General features: G+C 30.7%; 4 protein-coding genes. All 4 read left to right on the top strand.

The window, feature by feature from the left end; genetic code table 11:
- The first annotated feature begins 22 nt into the window (after nt 1-22).
- On the top strand, nt 23-259 hold the full coding sequence (locus GOQ24_RS11670; protein ID WP_160339762.1) for a hypothetical protein: 237 nt from the start codon (nt 23-25) through the stop codon (nt 257-259).
- 436 nt (nt 260-695) lie between these two features.
- Nucleotides 696-989, top strand: coding sequence for a helix-turn-helix domain-containing protein (locus GOQ24_RS11675; protein WP_155092571.1), 294 nt, complete (start codon nt 696-698; stop codon nt 987-989).
- A gap of 100 nt (nt 990-1,089) precedes the next feature.
- Nucleotides 1,090-2,382, top strand: a complete 1,293-nt coding sequence (locus GOQ24_RS11680; RefSeq protein WP_160339763.1) for a DUF3945 domain-containing protein — start codon at nt 1,090-1,092, stop codon at nt 2,380-2,382.
- 9 nt (nt 2,383-2,391) lie between these two features.
- The coding region (locus GOQ24_RS11685; RefSeq protein ID WP_160339764.1) for a DNA topoisomerase at nt 2,392-3,314 on the top strand (923 nt) is incomplete at its 3' end.

Genomic DNA, 3,314 nt, shown 5'->3' on the forward strand with positions numbered 1-3,314 from the left:
ACCCTAATTAATATAATGTAATATGTTTGAATTTTTCTTAGGACTTTATTGGTTGTGTTACTATTTAACTTATAGTATAGCAAGGCTAATTTTTTTCAATAATTCTAAAAAGGATTATTATGATATAATAGGGCAGAGTAGAAGTGAGATTAACTATGAGAAATTAGAAAATAATAACCTGAAAACAAAAAATATTGATACGCTTTTAAAAGGGGAAGATCATAAATCAGCCAAAGAAATTGCCAAGCGATTAGATTAGTTTATAAAAAAATTGAAAAAAGAGTAAAACCCCCTTAAAACTTTATTTTTTAGAGTCTGGTAAAATATATATTTAATTATCTTAAAAGTGTGATTTATAGCTATTTATTTAAGTTTATACTATTTTTTACTTACCGTAAAGGTTAAAGTCTTTTTAATGAGATAATTATGTCTTTTTTGCTCCTAGCAATTGGCAAACAAATTCATTTTTTTTTCGTATGTAAAGCCTTAAAAACTAATATTTTACTACTTTTTTAAAATGCGCTTTATTCCTGATTTTAGGCCTTTTTCATATTTGTTTTTACCTTAAAGCCTGTCAGTGTCTTACTTTAGAGAGTTTAACACACCTTAAAACATGCCAATTGGCAATTTTATTCAAAAAGAGTTTACAGATTTGTAGTGTTAGCTAACATGTATTAATCACTAAAACTTGAATTATGAGTATTAATCGTTTAGAGTTTCTTTCTTGGATGAAGAGACTAACTACCAGACTAGATAGTTTAAATGAAAATATTTCTAAACTACAACTCCAAACTTTAAATGTTGATGGCGAAGAGCTTTTAGACAATCAAGATGTTCTTCAAATTTTAAAAATTTCCTACCGAACCTTGCAAAGGTATCGTTCTGAGAAAAAGCTGCCATATTATAAACTAAAAGGTAAGATTTACTACAAACTCTCGGATGTTGAAAAACTCTTAAGGGATTGTTTCTCAAGACCCATTAATGATTAACGGCCTGTAAAGGACAAATAATAACCAAATGGGGTCAACTAATAGATTCTATAGTATTTGAATATAGTTTTAAGTATTAAAAAACCTAAAAATTTATATTATGGAAACTAAAGTAAACAAACAAGAACAGCAAGTTCTTTTAGTTAGCGATGCTAAGGACAACAAAATTAAAGGAGTTAAGGGATTAAGCGAGAATGGTCGTTTACAAAGCGCACCGGTTAACAAAGCAAATCTCAAATCCTTTTTAAAGGTAGATAAGCACGGTGATTTTTTCTCTAATTTCTTTTCCAACTTCTTTTCTCAATTAAAAGATCCGACTCAGTTTAGCTTTTTTAAAGTCCCTGAATCACTAGCCCTTAATCTAGCCAAGCAAATGCAAGAAGAGCTAGATCAAAAACAGTCTATAAACAAAGAACTTTACCTGGAGCACCAAATCGATCCAGGTAAAGTTATAGAGAGTTTAAAAAGAGAAGAATCCTCTTGTTTAATAACCAGTAAAGAATACAACCCATATAAGTACAATATAAACGAGCTTAATTGGGAGGCGCTCTCAGAGATTGGTCTGTCTAAACAAAAACTTGATGAAATGGATTTATTAGAACCTTTGCTAAAGGGATATAAAACAAAGGATTTAGTGATGGTGAATTTAGACTTAGGAGCGGCTGTTTTCTCTTTAGATGCCCGTTTGAGTTTAAAAAGAGATCAAAACGGAGAGGTGGTTATGAACCTAGAGGGAGTTAAAAAGTATCCTAATTTAAATGTTCCTTTTCAAGGGCATGAATTTACCAAGCTCGATAAACACAATCTTTTAAAGACTGGTAATATGGGTAGAGTAGTAGAGCTTATCGATCCAATTTCAGGACAGAAGGTACCCTCTGTGGTTAGCGTTGATAGATTAACTAATAATCTTGCCGTGACAAGCGTGCAGGCTGTAAAAGTTCCTGTTGAGATAAAGGGAGTAGAGCTTAGTGCACAGCAGATTCAAAAGCTAAAACACGGTGAGGCGGTGCTTGTGCAAGGAATGAACTCTAGTAAAGGCAATCCTTTCGATGCAGAGATTCAGTACAATGCCTCTAAAGGACATATTGAATTTTTGTTTGACAATGTCAATAAGAAAAATCAAAAAATGAACCAAGAAGACTTAAGAGTTTTTAGAGGTAAGACTCTTTCGGACTCTGAGTATAACAATCTTTTGCAAGGAAAAGCTGTATTTGTTCAAGGGATTATTGATAAGCGTGGAAATCCCTACAGCGGCTATGTGAGTTATGATAAGGTAAATAATAAAACGAGTTTTTCCTTTGACAATCCAATAAACAAAGACAGTAATCAAATTAAAAATACTCAAGAGCAGAATCAAACAAGTAAAGATAATGCTGTTTTAAGACCTAGATAAACTTTAAATATGGAACTAATAATAACTCGTAAAGCAAGTGTGGCAAGTGTTCTTGCTACGCTTGTTTTAGCTTTTGAAAAAACAAATAACTATTATTATTCAGATAAATACTATGTAACTTGGATTGGTAGTAGAGATATTATACTTAAAGCTGTTCAAGTCAATAAAAAAAATAAAGGCGAAGGCTTTGCATTTCAAGTTAAAGCCTTTGACAAGCATAAGGCAATCTTTTTAGAAAATGACCATTATTATTTAAATCAGTTTACTACAATTAAAGAGTTGGCCAAAAAAAGTAAGAGTATTCTCTTTGCTACAGAGCCCAGTGAAAAAGCTGATGTTTTTTTTTCGTACTTATACAAGTATTTAAACTTAGAATTACCCTTTACAAGATTGCCGCTATTTAGTTTGGATAAGAAAAGTTTAGAAAAAGCTTTTGATCAAAAAATGCATTATTGGCAAAAGTTGTGTTTGTTTGAAAAGCCTTTGCAAAAAGATCTTGTTTATACTTTTTTAAGCGATAAGCTAAGCTATAAATTAAAACAGATTGTAAATAGCTCTGCTGGGCCAAGTTGTTTTATATCCTTTTTTCTTATTTCATTTGTTTATCAAAAACAAAAAGAGTTTCATTCTCTTGGTAGAAAAGCAAAATACTCAGTAACTGCTAGGGTTTTAATAAACGAACAAGAGTATGATAGTAATTACACTAAAAAATATAAAAATCGACAATCAGCTATAGTTGTTGTAAATAAAATTTTAAAATCTAAATCACTATCTATTTCAAAAGTGCAAAGGGAAGTTTTAAGTGCTCAAAGACCACTTTTTTTTGATTTTATAACTCTGTGTAAAAAAGCTTATAAACAGTATGGTATCCTTTATAAAGAGACATTGAGTATTTTAAAGACTTTGTATTATCAGGGGTTTCTATCCTATCC

This window comes from Myroides sp. LoEW2-1, from assembly GCF_009767705.1.
In the GTDB taxonomy this organism is placed as follows: Bacteria; Bacteroidota; Bacteroidia; order Flavobacteriales; family Flavobacteriaceae; genus Flavobacterium; species Flavobacterium album_A.

Coding starts and splice junctions, on each gene's coding strand:
- GOQ24_RS11680 (WP_160339763.1), top strand. CDS start 1,090: ATGGAAACTAAAGTAAACAAACAAGAACAGCAAGTTCTTTTAGTTAGC.
- GOQ24_RS11675 (WP_155092571.1), top strand. CDS start 696: ATGAGTATTAATCGTTTAGAGTTTCTTTCTTGGATGAAGAGACTAACT.
- GOQ24_RS11670 (WP_160339762.1), top strand. CDS start 23: ATGTTTGAATTTTTCTTAGGACTTTATTGGTTGTGTTACTATTTAACT.